This is a genomic window from Erwinia rhapontici, assembly GCF_012271765.1.
In the GTDB taxonomy this organism is placed as follows: Bacteria; Pseudomonadota; Gammaproteobacteria; order Enterobacterales; family Enterobacteriaceae; genus Erwinia; species Erwinia rhapontici.
Window position 1 is genome coordinate 30,790 of the sequence record NZ_VRKO01000015.1, and the last position, 18,068, is coordinate 48,857.

14 protein-coding genes are annotated in these 18,068 nt (G+C 52.9%); 11 read left to right on the forward strand and 3 right to left on the reverse strand.

Features of this window, described 5'->3' with window-relative positions; genetic code table 11:
* Positions 1-362 precede the first annotated feature (362 nt).
* The 4 genes from FVB43_RS15800 to pspG all read left to right on the forward strand — a co-directional run bounded on the left by FVB43_RS15800 (position 363) and on the right by pspG (position 3,653).
* Positions 363-1,604 (forward strand): conjugal transfer protein TraF, encoded by a 1,242-nt coding sequence (locus FVB43_RS15800; RefSeq protein WP_167864287.1) that lies wholly within the window; start codon positions 363-365, stop codon positions 1,602-1,604.
* A 181-nt stretch (positions 1,605-1,785) separates the two neighbouring features.
* The gene (locus FVB43_RS15805) at positions 1,786-2,076 is read left to right on the forward strand and encodes a hypothetical protein (protein ID WP_238337024.1); all 291 of its coding nucleotides are present in this window, start codon (positions 1,786-1,788) and stop codon (positions 2,074-2,076) included.
* A 190-nt stretch (positions 2,077-2,266) separates the two neighbouring features.
* The gene (dusA, locus tag FVB43_RS15810) at positions 2,267-3,262 is read left to right on the forward strand and encodes a tRNA dihydrouridine(20/20a) synthase DusA (protein WP_159336738.1); all 996 of its coding nucleotides are present in this window, start codon (positions 2,267-2,269) and stop codon (positions 3,260-3,262) included.
* A 157-nt stretch (positions 3,263-3,419) separates the two neighbouring features.
* A complete protein-coding gene (gene pspG, locus FVB43_RS15815; RefSeq protein ID WP_133846966.1) occupies positions 3,420-3,653 on the forward strand; it encodes an envelope stress response protein PspG in 234 nt (77 codons plus the stop codon).
* Positions 3,654-3,892: 239 nt separating this feature from the next.
* Here the strand turns inward: pspG and FVB43_RS15820 are convergent, their stop codons facing one another.
* Positions 3,893-4,873, reverse strand: a complete 981-nt coding sequence (locus FVB43_RS15820) for a quinone oxidoreductase (protein ID WP_167864288.1) — start codon at positions 4,871-4,873, stop codon at positions 3,893-3,895.
* A gap of 101 nt (positions 4,874-4,974) precedes the next feature.
* On the opposite strand from FVB43_RS15820, the gene dnaB reads away from it, so the two are divergent.
* From dnaB to FVB43_RS15855, 7 genes are all read left to right on the forward strand, one after another.
* A complete protein-coding gene (gene dnaB / locus FVB43_RS15825) occupies positions 4,975-6,390 on the forward strand; it encodes a replicative DNA helicase (protein ID WP_133846968.1) in 1,416 nt (471 codons plus the stop codon).
* Between the two features lie 254 nt (positions 6,391-6,644).
* Positions 6,645-7,124, forward strand: a complete 480-nt coding sequence (locus FVB43_RS15830; protein ID WP_133846969.1) for an Lrp/AsnC family transcriptional regulator — start codon at positions 6,645-6,647, stop codon at positions 7,122-7,124.
* Positions 7,125-7,379: 255 nt separating this feature from the next.
* A complete protein-coding gene (locus FVB43_RS15835; protein ID WP_133846970.1) occupies positions 7,380-7,997 on the forward strand; it encodes a YitT family protein in 618 nt (205 codons plus the stop codon).
* A 74-nt stretch (positions 7,998-8,071) separates the two neighbouring features.
* The gene (locus tag FVB43_RS15840; RefSeq protein WP_197931294.1) at positions 8,072-9,265 is read left to right on the forward strand and encodes an amino acid aminotransferase; all 1,194 of its coding nucleotides are present in this window, start codon (positions 8,072-8,074) and stop codon (positions 9,263-9,265) included.
* A gap of 114 nt (positions 9,266-9,379) precedes the next feature.
* On the forward strand, positions 9,380-9,799 hold the full coding sequence (locus FVB43_RS15845; RefSeq protein WP_133846971.1) for a secondary thiamine-phosphate synthase enzyme YjbQ: 420 nt from the start codon (positions 9,380-9,382) through the stop codon (positions 9,797-9,799).
* A gap of 2 nt (positions 9,800-9,801) precedes the next feature.
* The gene (locus tag FVB43_RS15850; protein ID WP_133846972.1) at positions 9,802-10,119 is read left to right on the forward strand and encodes an MmcQ/YjbR family DNA-binding protein; all 318 of its coding nucleotides are present in this window, start codon (positions 9,802-9,804) and stop codon (positions 10,117-10,119) included.
* A gap of 897 nt (positions 10,120-11,016) precedes the next feature.
* Positions 11,017-13,563, forward strand: a complete 2,547-nt coding sequence (locus FVB43_RS15855; protein WP_242462156.1) for an autotransporter outer membrane beta-barrel domain-containing protein — start codon at positions 11,017-11,019, stop codon at positions 13,561-13,563.
* Between the two features lie 53 nt (positions 13,564-13,616).
* Here FVB43_RS15855 and FVB43_RS15860 read toward each other — a convergent pair whose 3' ends face one another.
* Entirely contained in the window at positions 13,617-14,669 is a 1,053-nt protein-coding gene (locus FVB43_RS15860) for an NAD(P)-dependent alcohol dehydrogenase (RefSeq protein WP_133846974.1), read from the reverse strand.
* Positions 14,670-15,088: 419 nt separating this feature from the next.
* Positions 15,089-17,917, reverse strand: coding sequence for an excinuclease ABC subunit UvrA (gene uvrA, locus FVB43_RS15865; RefSeq protein WP_159336742.1), 2,829 nt, complete (start codon positions 17,915-17,917; stop codon positions 15,089-15,091).
* Positions 17,918-18,068 lie beyond the last annotated feature (151 nt).

Sequence of the window (18,068 nt, forward strand, 5' to 3'; positions counted from 1 at the left end):
ACTCAACCCTTTACTGGTATTGCTGATAAGTGCAGAAGGTAAAAAAAATTTCATCATTGTTTTGAACGCACCAGGGCCATTCTTTTTTAATGCAGTATCGTTAATCTGATTTGCAGGGCTTAAGGTTCATGACTACCTTTTGCAAAGGGCTGTGTGCGTTTGGTACTGAAATAAACAGATGCAAAACGTTCAACTGTTAGCGTGATAACAGATTAATAAAATGGCAATGACCTGATAAGCCCACTCATCTTCTCTCAATTCACAGCAATGAAATGGTGCCTTTATGTTCATTATTCAGGCATTCGGTTATGCGTGTCTTTGCGCATTCGCTTTTTCATTTTTTTATGGTGGGTTTGGGGTCAATGGCAAATAAATTCAATAAATTAATCGGTTTTTCCGCACCAGTGGTATTACCCGCTCTGTTGTTTACTCCGCTGAGTGCGCTTGCCGCCGGTAACTATTTCGATGCCCGCAATGATGCGATGGGCGGGGTGGGGGTTGCCTCTTCCAGCTACGGTTCGGCGGTGCTGGCGAACCCGGCGCTGATGACCAAATCAAAACCGGAAGACAGCGTCAGTATTATCCTGCCAGCCGTCGGTGCGCAGATCAGCGACAAAGGAAAACTGGTCGATAAGGTGGATGACCTGACCAATGCTGTCGACAGTTACAAAGACCTGGCGAATAATTTCGTCTTCCCCACGGATATCCCCCGCGCCCAGTCGGCTGCCGGTGATCTAGCCGATCGTCTGCGCGAGATCAAAGGGCAGAAGGCATGGGCAAACGCGGGTGCTGCATTTGCAGTGACGGTTCCGAATGAGGTTCTGCCTTTCGCGTTTGTCACCAAAGCTTACGGTACGGCTTCCGTGGTAACCGATGTCACGCAAAGCGACATCGATTATCTGCAAGGTATTGCCGATGGCACTAACATTCCGACGACGGCGGGACTGAACAGCCTGACTTCTGCCGGACTGGGACGTGCAGCGGTGGTTTACGATATGGGGATCGCCGTCGCGCATGAGTTCGATTTCGGTGGTCAGCCGGTGTCGCTGGGCATCACGCCAAAGCTGCAAAAAACCACGCTGTATAACTACAGCGCCTCGGTATACAGCTATGACAAGTCAGACTTCACCAACGGCAATTATAAAAATACCAACACCGGGTTTAACCTGGATGCGGGCGCCTCAACCGACCTCGGTGAAAACTGGACGCTGGGCCTGAGCGCGCAGAACCTGATCTCACGTGATATTGATACCAAAGAGGTCAGCGGCTACAAGGATACCTATCAAATCCGTCCGCTGGTCACCTCCGGCGTGGCATACCATACCGAGCGCCTGACAACGGCACTGGATGTGGACCTGACCCCGACTAAGCGCTTTAAAACGCAACAGGACAGCCAGTATGCTGCCGTGGGTGCGGAGTATCGTTTACTGGACTGGCTGCAACTGCGCGCCGGTTACCGTGCTGATGTGAAGTCCAATGACACTGATGTCTTCACGGGCGGTTTTGGCCTGTCACCGTTTAACAAAGTGCATCTGGACCTTGCCGGGATGGTGGGGAAAGACAATACCTGGGGCGCCGTTGCCCAGTTGAACTTCACTTTCTGATAGTCCGGATGGTCTTTAGGAGGGCAACCCTAAGGGGTTGTCCTCACCCTTACTGGTTTTTCCTCGCACTTTTCCTGATATCCATCTTTGCTCACTCAATCGAACAGACATACCCTGGATGGTTTTCTCCAATACTGGCAGACTGAGTAAACTCATAGGGGAAAATACAGGGAAGATAACAATGCGGGTAATGAATGGAATGGTTTTGTTGTGTCTGGTAATCAGCGGGTGTGCGTCTAACATCACGACTGCGCCATCCAGGGATATCAAAGCATTTACCGATAATGCTGATAACTGCATCCATATGTCGGGAGAATGGGATAGTAACCTCCCTAAAGAACGGCAGGTGGAAATTGAAAAATCTGTTGATAATTATTGCGGTAAAGCGAAAGAGCAGAAAGAAAAACTGAAAATAAAATATGAAAATGACCCTGCAGTTGAAAATATTTTAAACCGTTATGACTTTAGCTGATATTGAATAACTTAATAATTCATTCAAGTCACTGCGCTTTGAAGCGGAACGTTATTTTCTGATTTTTCCCAGCAGTCACCTCACGGCTGCTGGCAATCACCTTTCCCTGATCCTGTATCCTCGCGGCCCGCCGTGCTATGATTGCGCACAATATCGACACTCCCTTTCTGATACAGAGTTAACGCTTTTCATGACCGATAATTTCCCTGCTCATCGCTTTTCCATTGCCCCGATGCTCGACTGGACCGATCGCCACTGTCGTTACTTTCATCGTCAGTTGACCCGGCAGACGTTGCTGTACACCGAAATGGTGACCACCGGGGCGATTATCCACGGCAAAGGCGATTACCTGGCCTGGAGTTCTGAAGAGCAGCCCGTGGCGCTGCAACTGGGCGGCAGCGATCCGGCAGCACTGGCACAGTGTGCAAAACTGGCAGAAGAGCGTGGCTACAATGAGGTTAACCTCAATGTGGGCTGCCCGTCTGACCGTGTGCAGAATGGTCGCTTCGGTGCCTGCCTGATGGGTGAAGCCCAACTGGTGGCGGATTGCATCAAAGCGATGCGCGATGTGGTCTCTATTCCGGTTACCGTGAAAACCCGAATTGGCATCGACGATCAGGACAGCTACGAATTCCTCTGTGATTTCATTCAGCGCGTTGCAGAGCAGGGGGGATGCGAGACATTTATTATTCACGCCCGCAAAGCCTGGCTCTCTGGCCTCAGCCCGAAAGAGAACCGTGAAATTCCACCGCTCGACTATGAACGCGTTTACCAGCTGAAGCGTGATTTCCCGCAGCTTACGCTATCGCTTAACGGCGGCGTCAAGTCGCTGGAAGAAGCCCGCACTCATTTACAGCATCTGGACGGGGTGATGATGGGGCGCGAAGCCTATCAGAACCCGGGACTGTTGGCGCAGGTAGACCAGATGATCTTCGGCAGCACCGTGCCGATGGTTGATCCTGTTGCAGTGGTGCGTGCGATGTACCCGTATATCGAGCGCGAGCTGGCGAACGGTACTTACCTTGGCCACGTGACCCGCCATATGCTGGGACTGTTCCAGGGCATTCCTGGTGCGCGTCAGTGGCGTCGTTACCTGAGTGAGAATGCCCATAAAGCGGGTGCCGGTGTTGATGTGGTGGAAAAAGCCTTGCTACTGGTTGCGGATAAAGTGCCTGCCAACGTATAACATCGTCAAATATTCACTAAGCTTTGATGAAATTCACCAGGGTTGTTACGGCCCTGGTGAGTGCCTTCCTTATAGATCAATACCTTAAAATCCTCGCCGTACTGGCACGCTTCTTGTAATAGTCCCTTCAGAGTCCCTTATTCTGGAGCGTATCGACATGTTAGAGATCCTGTTTGTCATCGGCTTTTTTATGATGCTGTTGCTGACCGGTATTTCGTTATTGGGCATCATTGCAGCGCTGCTGGTGGCTACCGTAGTGATGGTCGTTGGCGGATTGTTCGCTGTTGTTATTAAATTGTTACCGTGGTTGCTGCTGGCGGTGATTGGCGTCTGGTTATATCGGGCTTTTCGGAAACCCTCTGCGAAGGATAAACCCTGGTTATCTCGATAATATCAATGAGTTGCCTGAGGTCTTTGGCGTGTTAATGCGGGTTGGATCACATCATGGCAAATTGCTAAGCACCATTTCGCAATTAAACATATTTTTTACTTATGAATTCTGCCAGGATGGTTTCACTGAATCAAAACGTATTCATCGCCGCTGACCCTACACTCAGTGCGAACTATAAAAAAGAAAGAAAAAAGGGCCTCCTTCGGGAGGCCCTGATTATTTGTGCAGTACGCCAGAAATCACGGTATTAATAAACTCGATCCCTGTGTACCACGTCCTTCGAGTACCTGGTGCGCCCGCTCTGCATCGGCCAGCGCAAACTTCTGCGTGTCTGGCACATCCACTTTAATCGCATTACTTGCCATCAGCGAGAACAGCTCATTGCTGGCCTGAAGCAGCGCTTCACGCGTGGTGATATAACCATTGAGGGATGGCCGGGTCACATACAGTGATCCTTTTTGATTGAGGATGCTGAGATTCACACCCGTCACCGGGCCGGATGAGTTGCCAAAGCTGACCATCAGGCCACGACGCTGCAGGCAGTCCAGCGATGCTTCCCAGGTATCTTTCCCTACCGAGTCATACACCACACGCAGCTTTTTGCCATGGGTCAACTCGCTGACGCGCGCGGCAATGTCCTCTTCCCGATAGTTAATGGTTTCCCAGGCGCCCGCACGTTTTGCCAGCGCGGCTTTCTCCGCCGAGCCTACCGTGCCGATCAGATGTGCCCCGAGCGCCTTTGCCCACTGGCAGGCAATCAGCCCGACGCCGCCTGCAGCGGCATGGAACAGAAACACCTCATCCGGCTGCACCACATAGGTCTGGCGCAGCAAATAATGCACCGTCAGGCCTTTAAGAAAGGATGCCGCGCCCTGTTCATAGGAGATGGCATCCGGCAGCAGCGCCACCTTATCGACCGGAACGTTGTGCACTTCGCTGTAGGCACCCAGAGACGACTGTGCGTAAACCACACGGTCACCTGGTTTCAGGGCGCTGACGCCAGCGCCAACGCGAGTGACGATCCCGGCGGCTTCTGTTCCCAGCCCGGCAGGAAGCGGAGCAGAGTACAGGCCGCTGCGCACATAGGTATCGATGTAATTGATGCCGATGGCTTTGTTCTCAACCTGCACCTCACCGGGGGCCGGATCGGTCGGTTCAAAACTCACCAGCTGCATCACTTCGGGTGCACCGTGCTGGCTGATTTGTATACGTTTCGCCATGTTCACTCCTGTGGATTTCGCGGTAATGTGGGGGAGGACGTCAGTCATGCAAACGGGTATACTTGCGCGTCCCCCCACAAGATTTTTGGTATCGCATCACTATGGCAGGAAATAAACCCACCAACAAATCCTTCGAAAACCGCGAGCCGCGTGACCGCCAGATGGAAGGTCTTAAGCTGCCCCCGCACTCGCTGGAAGCTGAACAGTCGGTGTTGGGCGGTTTAATGCTGGATAACGAACGCTGGGATAACGTTGCCGAGCGCGTGGTGGCAAAGGATTTCTTTAGCCGCCCGCACCGGATGATCTTCGCGGAGATGCAGCGCCTGCTGGAACTGGGTAAACCGATCGATCTGATTACCCTTTCCGAATCGATGGAAACCAAAGGCGAACTGAGCATGGTCGGCGGTTTTGCCTATCTGGCTGAGTTGTCTAAAAATACGCCAAGTGCGGCAAACATCGGCGCCTATGCGGATATCGTCCGTGAACGTGCCGTTGTGCGTGAGATGATTTCCGTTGCTAACGAAATTGCGGATGCCGGTTATGATCCTCAGGGGCGCACCAGTGAAGATCTGCTCGATCTGGCGGAAACCCGCGTGTTCCAGATCGCCGAAAGCCGTGCCAATAAAGATGAAGGGCCGAAGAGTGTTGATCAGATCCTCGAATCAACAATCGAGCGTATCGAGGCCCTCTATCAGACGCCGCAGAATGGTGTCACAGGGGTGGATACGGGCTACGGCGATCTGAATAAGAAAACTGCCGGGCTTCAGCGTTCTGACCTGATTATCGTCGCGGCCCGTCCGTCGATGGGTAAAACCACCTTTGCCATGAACCTGTGTGAAAACGCAGCGATGGAACAGGATAAACCGGTGCTGATCTTCAGCCTGGAGATGCCCGGCGAGCAGATCATGATGCGTATGCTGGCATCGATGTCCCGCGTTGACCAGACCCGTATTCGTACCGGTCAGCTTGATGATGAGGATTGGGCGCGCATCTCCAGCACTATGGGGATCATGATGGAGAAGAAGAACATGTACATTGATGATTCTTCCGGCCTCACCCCGACCGATGTTCGTTCGCGTGCGCGCCGTATTTTCCGTGAGCACGGCGGCTTAAGTCTGATCATGATCGACTACCTGCAATTGATGCGCGTACCGGCACTGTCCGATAACCGTACCCTGGAAATTGCTGAGATATCACGTTCGCTTAAGGCGCTCGCGAAAGAGCTTCAGGTGCCGGTTGTGGCGCTGTCGCAGCTTAACCGCTCTCTGGAGCAACGCAGTAATAAACGCCCGATTAACTCCGACCTGCGTGAATCCGGCTCCATCGAGCAGGATGCCGACTTGATCATGTTTATCTACCGTGATGAGGTTTATGAAGAAAACAGCGAGCATAAAGGCATCGCTGAGATCATCATCGGTAAGCAGCGTAACGGCCCCATCGGGACTGTACGCCTGACCTTTAATGGTCAGTGGTCGCGCTTCGACAACTATGCGGGTCCGCAGTACGACGACGAGTAATCTTTTCGGGTCGGGCATGCCCGACCCCTACGATTTATCCCTCGCTTCCGACGCGATACAACATACCTCGCCAATCTTGGTGGGCCAGCCTGCCCAACCCCCCTACGATTTATCCCTCGCTTCCGACGCTTGTAGGGGGCGGGCATGCCCGACCCGCTTTCAACGCCTGTCATCACAAAATAGTGTTGGACAACACTGCAATGAATGCGGTTATCTGTCTGTCAGCTGTATCCAGACACCAGCACGGATGAACGATGACCCAGATTGATGATTTTGACCTTAAGATACTGACTTTACTGGAAGCGAATGGTCGCCTGACTAACCAGGAATTGAGCGATATTGTGAAGCTGTCCGCCTCACAGTGCTCACGCCGCCGTATTAACCTGGAACAGGCTGGATTGATCCTTGGCTATCACGCGCGGTTGTCCCCGGATGCCGTCGGCCTGGGGATGATCGGCCTGATTGAAGTGCGGCTGATCAGCCACACGACAGAATACGTTGAGAGTTTTCACCGCATGGTGTCCGAGCAGTCGGCTATCGTGGATGCCTATAAAACCACGGGTGACGCTGATTACCTGTTGAAAGTGGCGGTGGCCGATCTCGCCGGGCTGAGCGCGCTGATTAGCCAGTTGGTGGCAGGGCATCAAAGCGTTTCGCATGTGAAGACGTCAGTGGTCCTGAACCGCCTGAAAGAGAATGGCCTGATGTCGGTGAGTGAGACGCTGCTGCGCTAAAACAGTGCATGTCGCGCACCATGCTTGTGCATCAAAGCGATCTTTCATGCGGAATGTGTGCGATAAAATCAACTTAAGTGCGTGATGTGATGCTTAAATGGCAATTTCATGCACAAAAACGAGCAACAAAGCGCCTTGTATTCAATGGGTTAATTCGCTGGCACCATCCGGTGGCTCCAGGGGCCGCCGGATTGGTGCGATTTTTGCTATATATTGGGCAATCAATAAAGCAATAATCACCCGAGAATCAATCCGATGGATAACGTCGTGCAACAACCTGTAAAAATCCCCCATACCCTGCTGGAAGATGTGCTGGCTATTCTGCTGGGTACGTTGATGGTCTCTTTTGGTGTCACGCTGCTGAAACAGGCCGGGGCGCTGACCGGAAGTACTGCCGGTATCGCCTTTCTGATCAGCTACTTGAGTAAAACCTCCTTTGGGCTGGCATTTTTCCTGATCAACATCCCATTTTACTGGCTGGCCGTGAAGCGCATGGGTTGGGCTTTCACTGTGAAAACCTTCTCTGCTGTGGCACTGGTCTCTGCATTTAGCCACCTGCACCCATTATTCATCCATTTTTCCGCGCTGGATCCCTTTTATGCGACACTGTTCGGTAACGTGGTCATGGGGATTGGGTTTATAGTGTTATTTCGCCATAAGGCCAGCCTGGGTGGGATCAATATCCTGGCGTTGTGGTTGCAGGACCGTTACGGTATTCGCGCCGGAAAACTGCAAATGGGGGTGGATACCTGCGTGGTGTTGGCCTCGCTGTTTGTTGTTTCGCGCGAGATGCTGGCGGCCTCTATTGCCGGTGCGGTAGTGCTGAATCTGATTATTGCCATGAACCACCGCCCTGGCCGCTATTACGTTTAACCCTGCCTGAATTTACCGCAACGCCCGCCGCGGCGTTGCAGGACATGACTGATTATTTAATGGAGACTTGCACCGTGTTTCAAAACGTTGATGCCTACGCTGGCGATCCGATTCTCTCCCTGATGGAAACTTTCAAGCAGGACAACTGCGCGCACAAGGTGAACCTGAGCATCGGCCTGTATTACGACGCACAGGGTGTGATCCCACAGATGAGGGCGGTTGCCGCAGCGGAAGCTTTGCTGAATGCACAGCCACAGAGTGCCTCTCTCTATCTGCCGATGGAAGGCCTGCCACCTTACCGCAGCGCGGTTGCGCCACTGCTGTTTGGCGCAGAACATCCGGTACTGAAAGCGGGGCGTATCGCCACAATTCAGACCCTGGGGGGATCGGGTGCGCTGAAAGTCGGTGCTGACTTCCTGAAATACTACTTCCCGAATTCACAGGTCTGGGTCAGCGATCCGACCTGGGAAAACCACATTGCCATCTTTGCGGGTGCCGGCTTCACGGTCAATACGTACCCGTGGTATGACGATGAAAGCAATGGTGTGAAGTTCGCCGCGTTGCTGGAAAAACTGAACACCTTGCCTGCCCAGAGCATTGTGCTGCTGCATCCGTGCTGCCATAACCCAACCGGGGCTGATCTGACCAACGCACAGTGGGATGAAGTGACCGCTGTGCTGAAAGCACGCGAGCTGATCCCGTTCCTGGATATCGCCTATCAGGGCTTCGGTGCTGGCATGGAAGACGATGCCTATGCTATCCGCGCTATCGCCGCGGCGGGCCTGCCTGCGCTGGTCAGTAACTCATTCTCTAAAATCTTCTCCCTGTATGGCGAACGCGTTGGCGGCCTGTCCATCGTCTGTGATGATGCGGATGAAGCCGCTCGTGTGCTTGGCCAGCTCAAAGCGACTGTGCGCCGTAACTACTCCAGCCCACCAAACTTTGGTGCGCAGGTCGTCTCCTGCGTGCTCAATAACCCTGAGCTGAAAGCCAGCTGGCTGGCAGAAGTAGAAGCGATGCGCGTGCGTATTCTGGAAATGCGTCAGGCGCTGGTGGAAGGGCTTACCCTCGCCGTCCCGGGTAAAAACTTTGACTACTTGCTGAAGCAGCGCGGCATGTTCAGCTACACCGGCCTGAGCGCAGCACAGGTCGACCGCCTGCGTAATGAGTTTGGCGTGTACCTGATTGCCAGCGGACGTATCTGCATCGCTGGCCTGAACCACAACAATGTGCGTCAGGTTGCGGAAGCGATGGCTGCTGTTATGTAATCATTTCTGGCCGGGACTCTCCCGGCCAGCTATTCCTGCTTTTTCACTTTTCAGGTTTACCTTTTCGCCACTTGCTGCACACTTAACGCATCTATTGCGTTAAGGAGTCCTACTATGTGGTATCAGCAAACGCTCACTCTGAACGAAAAACCGCGTGGCTTTCATCTGATAACGGATGAGATCCTCGGTGAACTACGTCGATTAAGTGATGTGCAGACCGGGCTGCTGCATCTGCTGTTGCAGCATACATCTGCTTCCCTGACGCTGAACGAAAACTGCGATCCCACGGTGAGAACCGATATGGAGCAACATTTTCTGCGTTCGGTGCCGGACAATGCGCCCTACCAGCACGACTATGAAGGTGCGGATGATATGCCTGCCCATATTAAGTCCTCGCTGCTGGGCACCTCACTGTTGCTGCCGATCAGCCGTGGTCGGCTGATGCTGGGGACATGGCAGGGAATTTACCTGGGTGAACACCGGATTCGCGGTGGTGCCCGACGTATCGTGGCAACCCTACAGGGGGATGATTAAGCATGAAGATATCTGAGCTGTTGTCATACTGCATGGCGAAAAACGGTGCAGAGCAAAGTGAACACGATGAGTGGCAGGCTACACAGATCAAAGCCAAAGGAGTGCTGTTTGCCATGCTCTACGATGTGGGTGGACGTCCTGCGGTGGCGCTGAAAAGCACCCCTGCCTTGGCCGATCTTATTCGAGAGCAGCACAGTGATGTGCAGCCCTGCGAGCATCTGAATCCCTCACACTGGAACGCCGTGTTGCTGGACGGATCACTGAAAGATTCACAAATTTACTACCTGGTGGATGCGTCTTATCAACAGGTGCAGAAATAAAGATGAAACGGCCAGAATGCCTGGTGCGGGCTGGTCGTTATCCTGCTTTACCGAATATTTCCACTAAACGAGATGCTCATTAGCGACACATCAACGTTATATTAAAGGACAGAGGAATAAAAATATCGTAATTTAATGCATTGCTATTTTATTTTTTCTAATGCATATCTAAATTAAAACGTATCTCACCCTTGTTAAATTATGTTAACAAGGGCGGTGACGATTGTGTTTTATGGCTTTTTATCTATTTAATTTCATTCATTCATCTATTGATTGTAAAAAATATTTTTCTGCTACGAGCACACATTGTTTTTTTTCATTTCCAGGAAAAAATAAGAAAAACACTAACATCATTTTTACGATGAATATGCTAAAACATCGCGGTTAAAACTGAAGGCAAAGGTAGCGAACCCATTAAAAACTCTCAATTTTTCACCACAATATATTAATAAATATTATTGTGGCGCGAAGGGCTGGCTGCAGTGTTAAATCGCAAAGGTCTTGATAATGATGATTTTTATGCGGGGTGTGGTGCATCGCAATACGACTTTATATTTGTAATGGTTGGCTTAAAAGGAATTGATAATGGATGTTGATTTGAATAAGAAATGGAATATTGGGAAGTTACTGAAAACTCCAATGTGTGTCGTGCCTTTAATTTTTGCTCCTTGCATGCCTGTTTGGGCGGAAGATACAGCGATTCTGGTGACCAATAATGAGGCGCGCCTCATTGAGAATGAAATATATTCGAACGGCTCCCTCAGTAAAAACATCCTTGCAGTGACGAATGGCGGAGATCTCACGGCAAACGGTGTCACGCTTAATAGCACGGGGGCGAGGAGCTCGGGGGTATCGGTTCAAAACGGCAAATTTAATGCGCAGGACTTAATTGTCAATGTGTCGGGGAGTGGCAGTACCGGGCTGATGCTGGGCGCTGGCGCAGAGGTCGTATTGAAAGACCTTAACATTTCAGGCGATGACACTGCGAAGGGGCTGGTGTTCAAGGGGAACAGCGCGGAGATTAATACCGGTACCATTAGTACCAACAAAGGCACTGCGATCAATGCCTCCTCGGGTGTACTTTCCCTGAATAACGTGTCGGCCAGTACTCAGGGGACGAATAACTATGCGTTAGAGGTGACTTCAGAGGCTAGCGTCAGCGCTGATGGTGGAAGTTTTTCCACCGAAGAGGAGGAAAGTTCTGCCGTGTGGATACATGGGTTAAACCCCACGGCTACCCTGAATGATGTGACTATCACCACCAAAGGTGATGTTTCCATGGGCGTTAAAGCTGAAAGCGGAACCATGGTTCTGACTAATAGCAAGATTGAGACAGAGGGGGGCGGAAGTCATGCCCTTTACACTGAAGACAACATTCGGGGTGAGAATCTGGCAATAACCACCCGGGGTGAAGCTTCTGTGGCGTTGGATGTCCAACAGAATGCCGAAGGTGTGCTGCTGAAGAGTACCGTTGACACCTATGGTGATTCTTCTTCAGCCATTGATGCAGGCGAAGGCGCAGCAATTACTGCTGATGATGTACAGATTAAAACGATGGGTAAGCAGAGTTACGGCATATCGAGCAGCGGAAGTACGCTAGATATCCGTAACAGCGATATTTCCACCGCAGGTGAGCTGGCGAGTGGGATGTATGTCGGCGGTTTGGGGGCTGGAGACAGCTCTGTTTCGCTGGATACGGTGACTATCGATGCCCGGCAGGCTCAGGCAATTGAGTTTGATACCGCCAGCGCGGTGATGAATGTGAAAAATTCCGTGCTGACCGGCGGTAACGGGCAGGCATTAACCGTCGCAGATAATAAAGCCAATAATGCGTACAGTAATCTCACTTTCAATGCCACAGGCAGCACCTTAAATGGCGATATTGTGGTGAGTCATATTGGCAATACCGTGGCGGTCGATCTGTCCTCCGCGTCTGTGCTCAACGGTGCCGTCACGAAAGCCACCTCGCTGTCGCTCGATGCCAGCAGCGAATGGAACATGAACAACAATTCCGATGTCGGCCAGTTGACCAATAACGGTACGATTACTTTCTCCGATCAAAGCAAGTTTGACACCCTGACGATAACGGGCGATTACGCCGGTGACGGTGGATTGCTGGTGATGAACAGCGTACTGGGTGATGACAGCTCACAAACCAATAAGCTGATTGTCGGCGGAGATGTACTGGCAGGAACAACCAGCGTCACGATCAATAACCTTGGCGGCCAGGGCGCACAGACCGTGGAAGGTATTGAAATTGTTGAGGTGGGTGGAACCTCGACAGGAACTTTCGAGAAATCGGGGCGTATGGTTGCAGGAGCCTATGATTACGACCTCGTTCAGAAAGGCGAAAACTGGTATCTGACCAGTCTGCTCACTCCAGTGGTTCCCGATCCAACAGACCCTACAAATCCAACAGATCCAACAGATCCAAACCCAGGTCATACTCTGCACCCCTCAGTCATTCGCCCTGAAGGTGGAAGCTACACGGCTAACCTGGCAACAGCAAACACCTTGTTCCTACTGACCCTGCATGACAGGTTGGGTGAAACACAGTTCATTGATGCGTTAACGGGCCAGAAGGAAGTCACCAGCATGTGGTTACGCCAGGTTGGCGGACATAATTCATGGCACGACGACAGTGGACAGTTGAAAACCCAGAGCAATCGCTATGTGGCGCAGATCGGTGGTGATGTTGCCCGCTGGAGTACGGATGGGCTAGACCGCTGGCATGTTGGCGTTATGGCTGGCTATGGTGACAGCCACAGCACCACCCGAAACCAGCACAGCGGTTACCGTTCAAAAGGTTCCGTTAATGGTTACAGCGTGGGCGGTTATGCGACCTGGTATGGCAATACTGAAAACCATACCGGTGCGCACCTGGATACCTGGCTGCAGTATGGCTGGTTTGATAACGACGTTAAAGGTGAAGAACTGGCGACCGAAAGCTATAAATCCCATGGGGTTTCAGCTTCACTGGAAGGCGGCTACACCTGGAAACTCGGCCAGTTCTCGGGGAGCCAGGGATCGCTCAATGAATGGTTTATTCAACCTCAGGCCCAGGTTGTCTGGATGGGTGTAAAGGCAAATAACGTTCAGGAAGCGAATGGTACGAAGGTGAAAGGTGAGGGCGACGGCAACCTGTTGACGCGTCTGGGGGTGAAAACCTACTTGAAAGGTCACAGTGCTATTGATAACAATAAGCAGCGCGAGTTCCAGCCTTTCCTTCAGGTGAACTGGCTGCATAACACACGCAACTTTGCGACCAAAATGGATGACGTTCGTGTCAGCCAGAACGGCGCAACCAACCTGGCGGAAGTGAAAGTCGGGCTGGAAGGGAAAGTGAACCCACGTCTGAATCTGTGGGGGAACATTGGCGTGCAGATGGGCGATGCGGGTTACAACGATAATGCCGCAATGGTTGGCGTGAAATACAATTTCTAATCGTCAACATTAAGCGGGCGGCCCTGAACAGGGCCGCCCGCTTTGTCTTCTGGTTACGCGCGCAATGTATCGATATCAATCACGAAACGGTACTTCACATCGCTTTTCAGCATACGCTCATAGGCTTCGTTGATCTGATTAATATTGATCATCTCAATATCGGAGGTGATGTTGTGCTTACCGCAGAAATCCAGCATCTCCTGAGTCTCTTTAATCCCGCCAATCAGTGAACCCGCAATGCTGCGGCGTTTAAAGATCAGATTAAACACCTGCGGTGACGGATGATCATGTTCCGGCGCACCGACCAGCGTCATGGTGCCATCGCGGCGCAGCAGGGTGATAAACGGGTTCAGATCGTGCTGTGCAGCAACCGTGTTAAGAATGAAGTCAAAACTGTTGGCATGTTGCGCCATCTGGTCGGCATCTTTCGAGATCACGACTTCATCTGCGCCCAGGCGCTTACCGTCTTCAATTTTAGATGGCGAGGTGGTGAACAGTACGACGTGCGCGCCCATGGCATGCGCAATTTTTACGCCCATATGGCCGAGGCCGCCCAGGCCTACGATACCGACTTTTTTACCCGGGCCCACGCCCCAGTGGTGCAGTGGCGAGAAGGTGGTGATCCCGGCACACAGCAGTGGCGCGGCACCGGCCGGATCGAGATTTTCAGGCACGCGCAGTACGAAGTCTTCATGCACTACTACTTGGGTGGAATAACCCCCAAAGGTGATATCGCCGTTGATGCGGTCTTCGCCGTTATAGGTGCCAACAAAGCCTTCTTCGCAGTACTGCTCCAGGTCCTCTTTACAGCTGTCACAGGTACGACAACTGTCGACCATACAGCCCACGCCAACCAGATCGCCCACCTTGTATTTATGGCCGTGTGCGCCGACTGCCGTCACGCGACCCACAATCTCATGGCCTGGCACGACCGGGAAAATGGTGTTGCGCCATTCATTGCGTGCCTGGTGTAGGTCAGAGTGGCAAACGCCGCAGAACAACACCTCGATCTGCACATCATGTTCACGCAGTTCGCGTGGCTGAAACTCAAACGGAGCCAGCTTCGATTTCGCGTCCTGGGCGGCATAAGCATGCGTAATATTCATTGGTCTCTCCAGTTATTGATGATGTGGCGCAGTGGCCGTGAGGGTGGGAGCAGGCAGTGGAATAGCGTCACCTTCTCCGCAAAATGATGAAGGTTAAGCATAGTCAGATAATGGTGAAGGGGGTATATCCAAAACTCGCTAAGTCTTGCCTGTTTCTGCAAGATTTTGTGGCGATTGTAAGAAAAATGCAGCAAACCACGGAGAAAAATACCGTTCGTGATAGCGGGTCGGGCATGCCCGACCCCTACGAAAACCGTAAAACCGTAAAACCGTAAAACCGTAAAACCGTAAAACCGTAAAACCGTAAAACCGTAATCGTAATCGTAATCGTAATCGTAATCGTAATCGTAATCGTAATCGTAATCGTAGGGGCGAGGCACGCCTCGCCCGATGCATTGTCCGATGCCTCGCCCAAATAATTAACGCTGTAACAGCGGCTTCAGGAAGCGCGCGGTGTGCGAACGTTCGCACTCTGCCACTGTTTCCGGCGTACCGGACACGAGGATCTCACCGCCACCGCTGCCGCCTTCCGGCCCGAGGTCAACAATCCAGTCAGCGGTTTTGATCACATCAAGGTTGTGCTCAATCACCACGATGGTGTTGCCCTGGTCGCGCAGCTGGTGCAGCACTTCCAGCAGTTGCTCTATATCGGCAAAGTGCAGGCCGGTGGTGGGTTCATCAAGGATGTACAGCGTCTGACCTGTGCCGCGTTTCGACAGCTCACGCGCCAGCTTCACGCGCTGCGCTTCACCACCGGAGAGCGTGGTGGCCGACTGCCCGAGACGAATATAGGACAGGCCGACATCCATCAGGGTTTGCAGCTTACGCGCCAGCGCAGGAACGGCATCGAAGAACTCACGGGCTTCTTCAATGGTCATCTCCAGCACTTCGTGAATGCTCTTACCCTTGTATTTCACTTCCAGTGTTTCACGGTTATAGCGTTTGCCTTTGCACTGGTCACAGGGCACGTAGATATCCGGCAGGAAGTGCATCTCCACCTTGATCACGCCATCACCCTGACAGGCTTCACAGCGCCCACCGCGCACGTTAAAGCTGAAGCGCCCCGGCGTATAGCCGCGTGTACGTGACTCCGGCACCCCGGCAAACAGTTCACGCACTGGGGTGAAGATCCCGGTATAGGTGGCCGGGTTTGAACGCGGCGTACGCCCGATAGGGCTTTGATCGATGTCGATCACCTTATCGAAATGCTCCATCCCAGAGATATCACGGTACGGTGCGGCTTCGGCAATAGTGGCGCCGTTCAGCTGGCGCTGGGCAATCGGGAACAGAGTATCGTTGATCAGCGTCGATTTCCCGGAGCCGGACACGCCGGTCACGCAGGTAAACAGCCCGACAGGCAGTGTCAGTGTGACGTCCTTCAGGTTGTTACCGCTGGCGCCGGTCAGCTTCAGCACCTTCGCCGGATCGCCCTTAACGCGCTGTTGCGGGATGGCGATGCCACGCTTGCCGCTGAGGTACTGCCCGGTCAGGGACGACTCCACCGCCATGATGTCATCCACCGTCCCTTCTGCGACGATCTGTCCGCCATGCACCCCGGCACCGGGGCCGATATCAATCACATGGTCGGCCGCGCGGATGGCATCTTCATCGTGCTCAACCACAATCACGGTATTGCCCAGATTGCGCAGATGCACCAGGGTTTCCAGCAGACGCTCGTTGTCACGCTGATGCAGGCCGATAGAGGGCTCATCCAGCACGTACATCACGCCCACCAGGCCCGCACCGATCTGGCTGGCAAGACGGATACGCTGCGCTTCACCGCCGGAGAGGGTTTCCGCCGAACGCGACATCGACAGATAGTTCAGGCCAACGTTCACCAGGAACTTCAGGCGGTCGCCAATCTCTTTCAGCACTTTCTCAGCGATTTGCGCGCGCTGGCCGCTGAGTTTCATATTCTGGAAAAACTCCATCGCATGGCCGATGCTCATATCTGAGATGGTCGGTAGCGTGGTGTTCTCCAGGAAGACGTGGCGTGCTTCACGACGCAGACGTGTACCGCCGCAGCTGGTACAGGAGCGGTTGCTGATATATTTCGCCAGTTCTTCGCGCACCGCGGACGATTCCGTCTCTTTATAGCGGCGTTCCATATTGTGCAGTACGCCTTCGAACGGATGGCGGCGCACCGAGGTATCGCCCCGGTCGTTGACGTACTTAAATTCGATGTTCTCTTTGCCTGAGCCGTACAGGATCACTTTGCGGTTGTAGTCGCTGAGCGAGCTGAACGGCGCTTCGATATCAAATTCCAGATGCTCAGCCAGCGAGCGCAGCATCTGGAAATAGTAGAAGTTACGGCGATCCCAGCCGCGAATGGCACCACCCGCCAGTGACAGCTCAGGGTTCTGCACCACGCGGTCAGGATCAAAATACTGCTGAACGCCCAGCCCGTCACAGGTCGGGCAAGCCCCGGCCGGGTTGTTGAAGGAGAACAGGCGCGGTTCCAGCTCATTCATACTGTAGCCACAAATCGGGCAGGCAAAGTTGGCTGAGAACAGCAGTTCTTCGGCGCTGGTGTCATCCATATCCGCGACGACCGCACTACCACCGGACAGTTCGAGCGCAGTTTCAAACGACTCTGCCAGGCGCTGGGCCAGATCGTCACGCACCTTAAAGCGGTCAACCACCACTTCAATGGTGTGTTTCTTCTGCAGTTCCAGCTTCGGCGGATCGGACAGATCGCAGACTTCACCGTCGATACGCGCACGGATGTAGCCCTGGCTTGCCAGGTTTTCCAGCGTTTTGGTGTGTTCACCCTTACGATCTTTCACGATCGGTGCCAGCAGCATCAGACGGCGGCCTTCAGGCTGCGCCAGCACATTATCCACCATCTGACTGACGGTTTGTGCTGCCAGCGTGACATCGTGGTCCGGGCAGCGAGGCTCACCCACGCGAGCAAACAGCAGGCGCAGATAGTCATGAATTTCGGTGATGGTGCCGACGGTGGAACGCGGGTTGTGCGAGGTCGATTTTTGTTCAATCGAAATCGCCGGTGACAGCCCTTCGATATGGTCGACGTCTGGTTTTTCCATCAAGGAAAGGAACTGGCGCGCATAGGCCGATAGCGACTCGACATAGCGGCGTTGCCCTTCTGCGTACAGCGTATCAAACGCCAGCGAGGACTTGCCAGAGCCTGACAGGCCCGTAACGACGATCAGTTTGTCGCGCGGGATGGTCAGGTTAATGTTTTTCAAATTGTGGGTGCGGGCACCCCGTACTTCGATCTTATCCATTCACAATTCCCGGATTAGCACAAACCTCACCATGCCTGCCCGGCACGGCCAGAAAGAAACGCGTTAGTATGGCACAAAAAAACCTGAATGGATAACCAGTGTTTTGGCGTAGAATGCCATACAGAGCGATGTAATACTGCAACGAACAGCG

Bases quoted from the DNA above. Each gene is read 5' to 3' on its own strand.
- dusA (WP_159336738.1), top strand. From the start codon at position 2,267: ATGACCGATAATTTCCCTGCTCATCGCTTTTCCATTGCCCCGATGCTC.
- uvrA (WP_159336742.1), bottom strand. From the start codon at position 17,917: ATGGATAAGATCGAAGTACGGGGTGCCCGCACCCACAATTTGAAAAAC.
- FVB43_RS15835 (WP_133846970.1), top strand. From the start codon at position 7,380: ATGGATAACGTCGTGCAACAACCTGTAAAAATCCCCCATACCCTGCTG.
- FVB43_RS15860 (WP_133846974.1), bottom strand. From the start codon at position 14,669: ATGAATATTACGCATGCTTATGCCGCCCAGGACGCGAAATCGAAGCTG.
- FVB43_RS15820 (WP_167864288.1), bottom strand. From the start codon at position 4,873: ATGGCGAAACGTATACAAATCAGCCAGCACGGTGCACCCGAAGTGATG.
- dnaB (WP_133846968.1), top strand. From the start codon at position 4,975: ATGGCAGGAAATAAACCCACCAACAAATCCTTCGAAAACCGCGAGCCG.
- FVB43_RS15850 (WP_133846972.1), top strand. From the start codon at position 9,802: ATGAAGATATCTGAGCTGTTGTCATACTGCATGGCGAAAAACGGTGCA.
- FVB43_RS15830 (WP_133846969.1), top strand. From the start codon at position 6,645: ATGACCCAGATTGATGATTTTGACCTTAAGATACTGACTTTACTGGAA.
- FVB43_RS15800 (WP_167864287.1), top strand. From the start codon at position 363: ATGGCAAATAAATTCAATAAATTAATCGGTTTTTCCGCACCAGTGGTA.
- FVB43_RS15845 (WP_133846971.1), top strand. From the start codon at position 9,380: ATGTGGTATCAGCAAACGCTCACTCTGAACGAAAAACCGCGTGGCTTT.
- pspG (WP_133846966.1), top strand. From the start codon at position 3,420: ATGTTAGAGATCCTGTTTGTCATCGGCTTTTTTATGATGCTGTTGCTG.
- FVB43_RS15805 (WP_238337024.1), top strand. From the start codon at position 1,786: ATGCGGGTAATGAATGGAATGGTTTTGTTGTGTCTGGTAATCAGCGGG.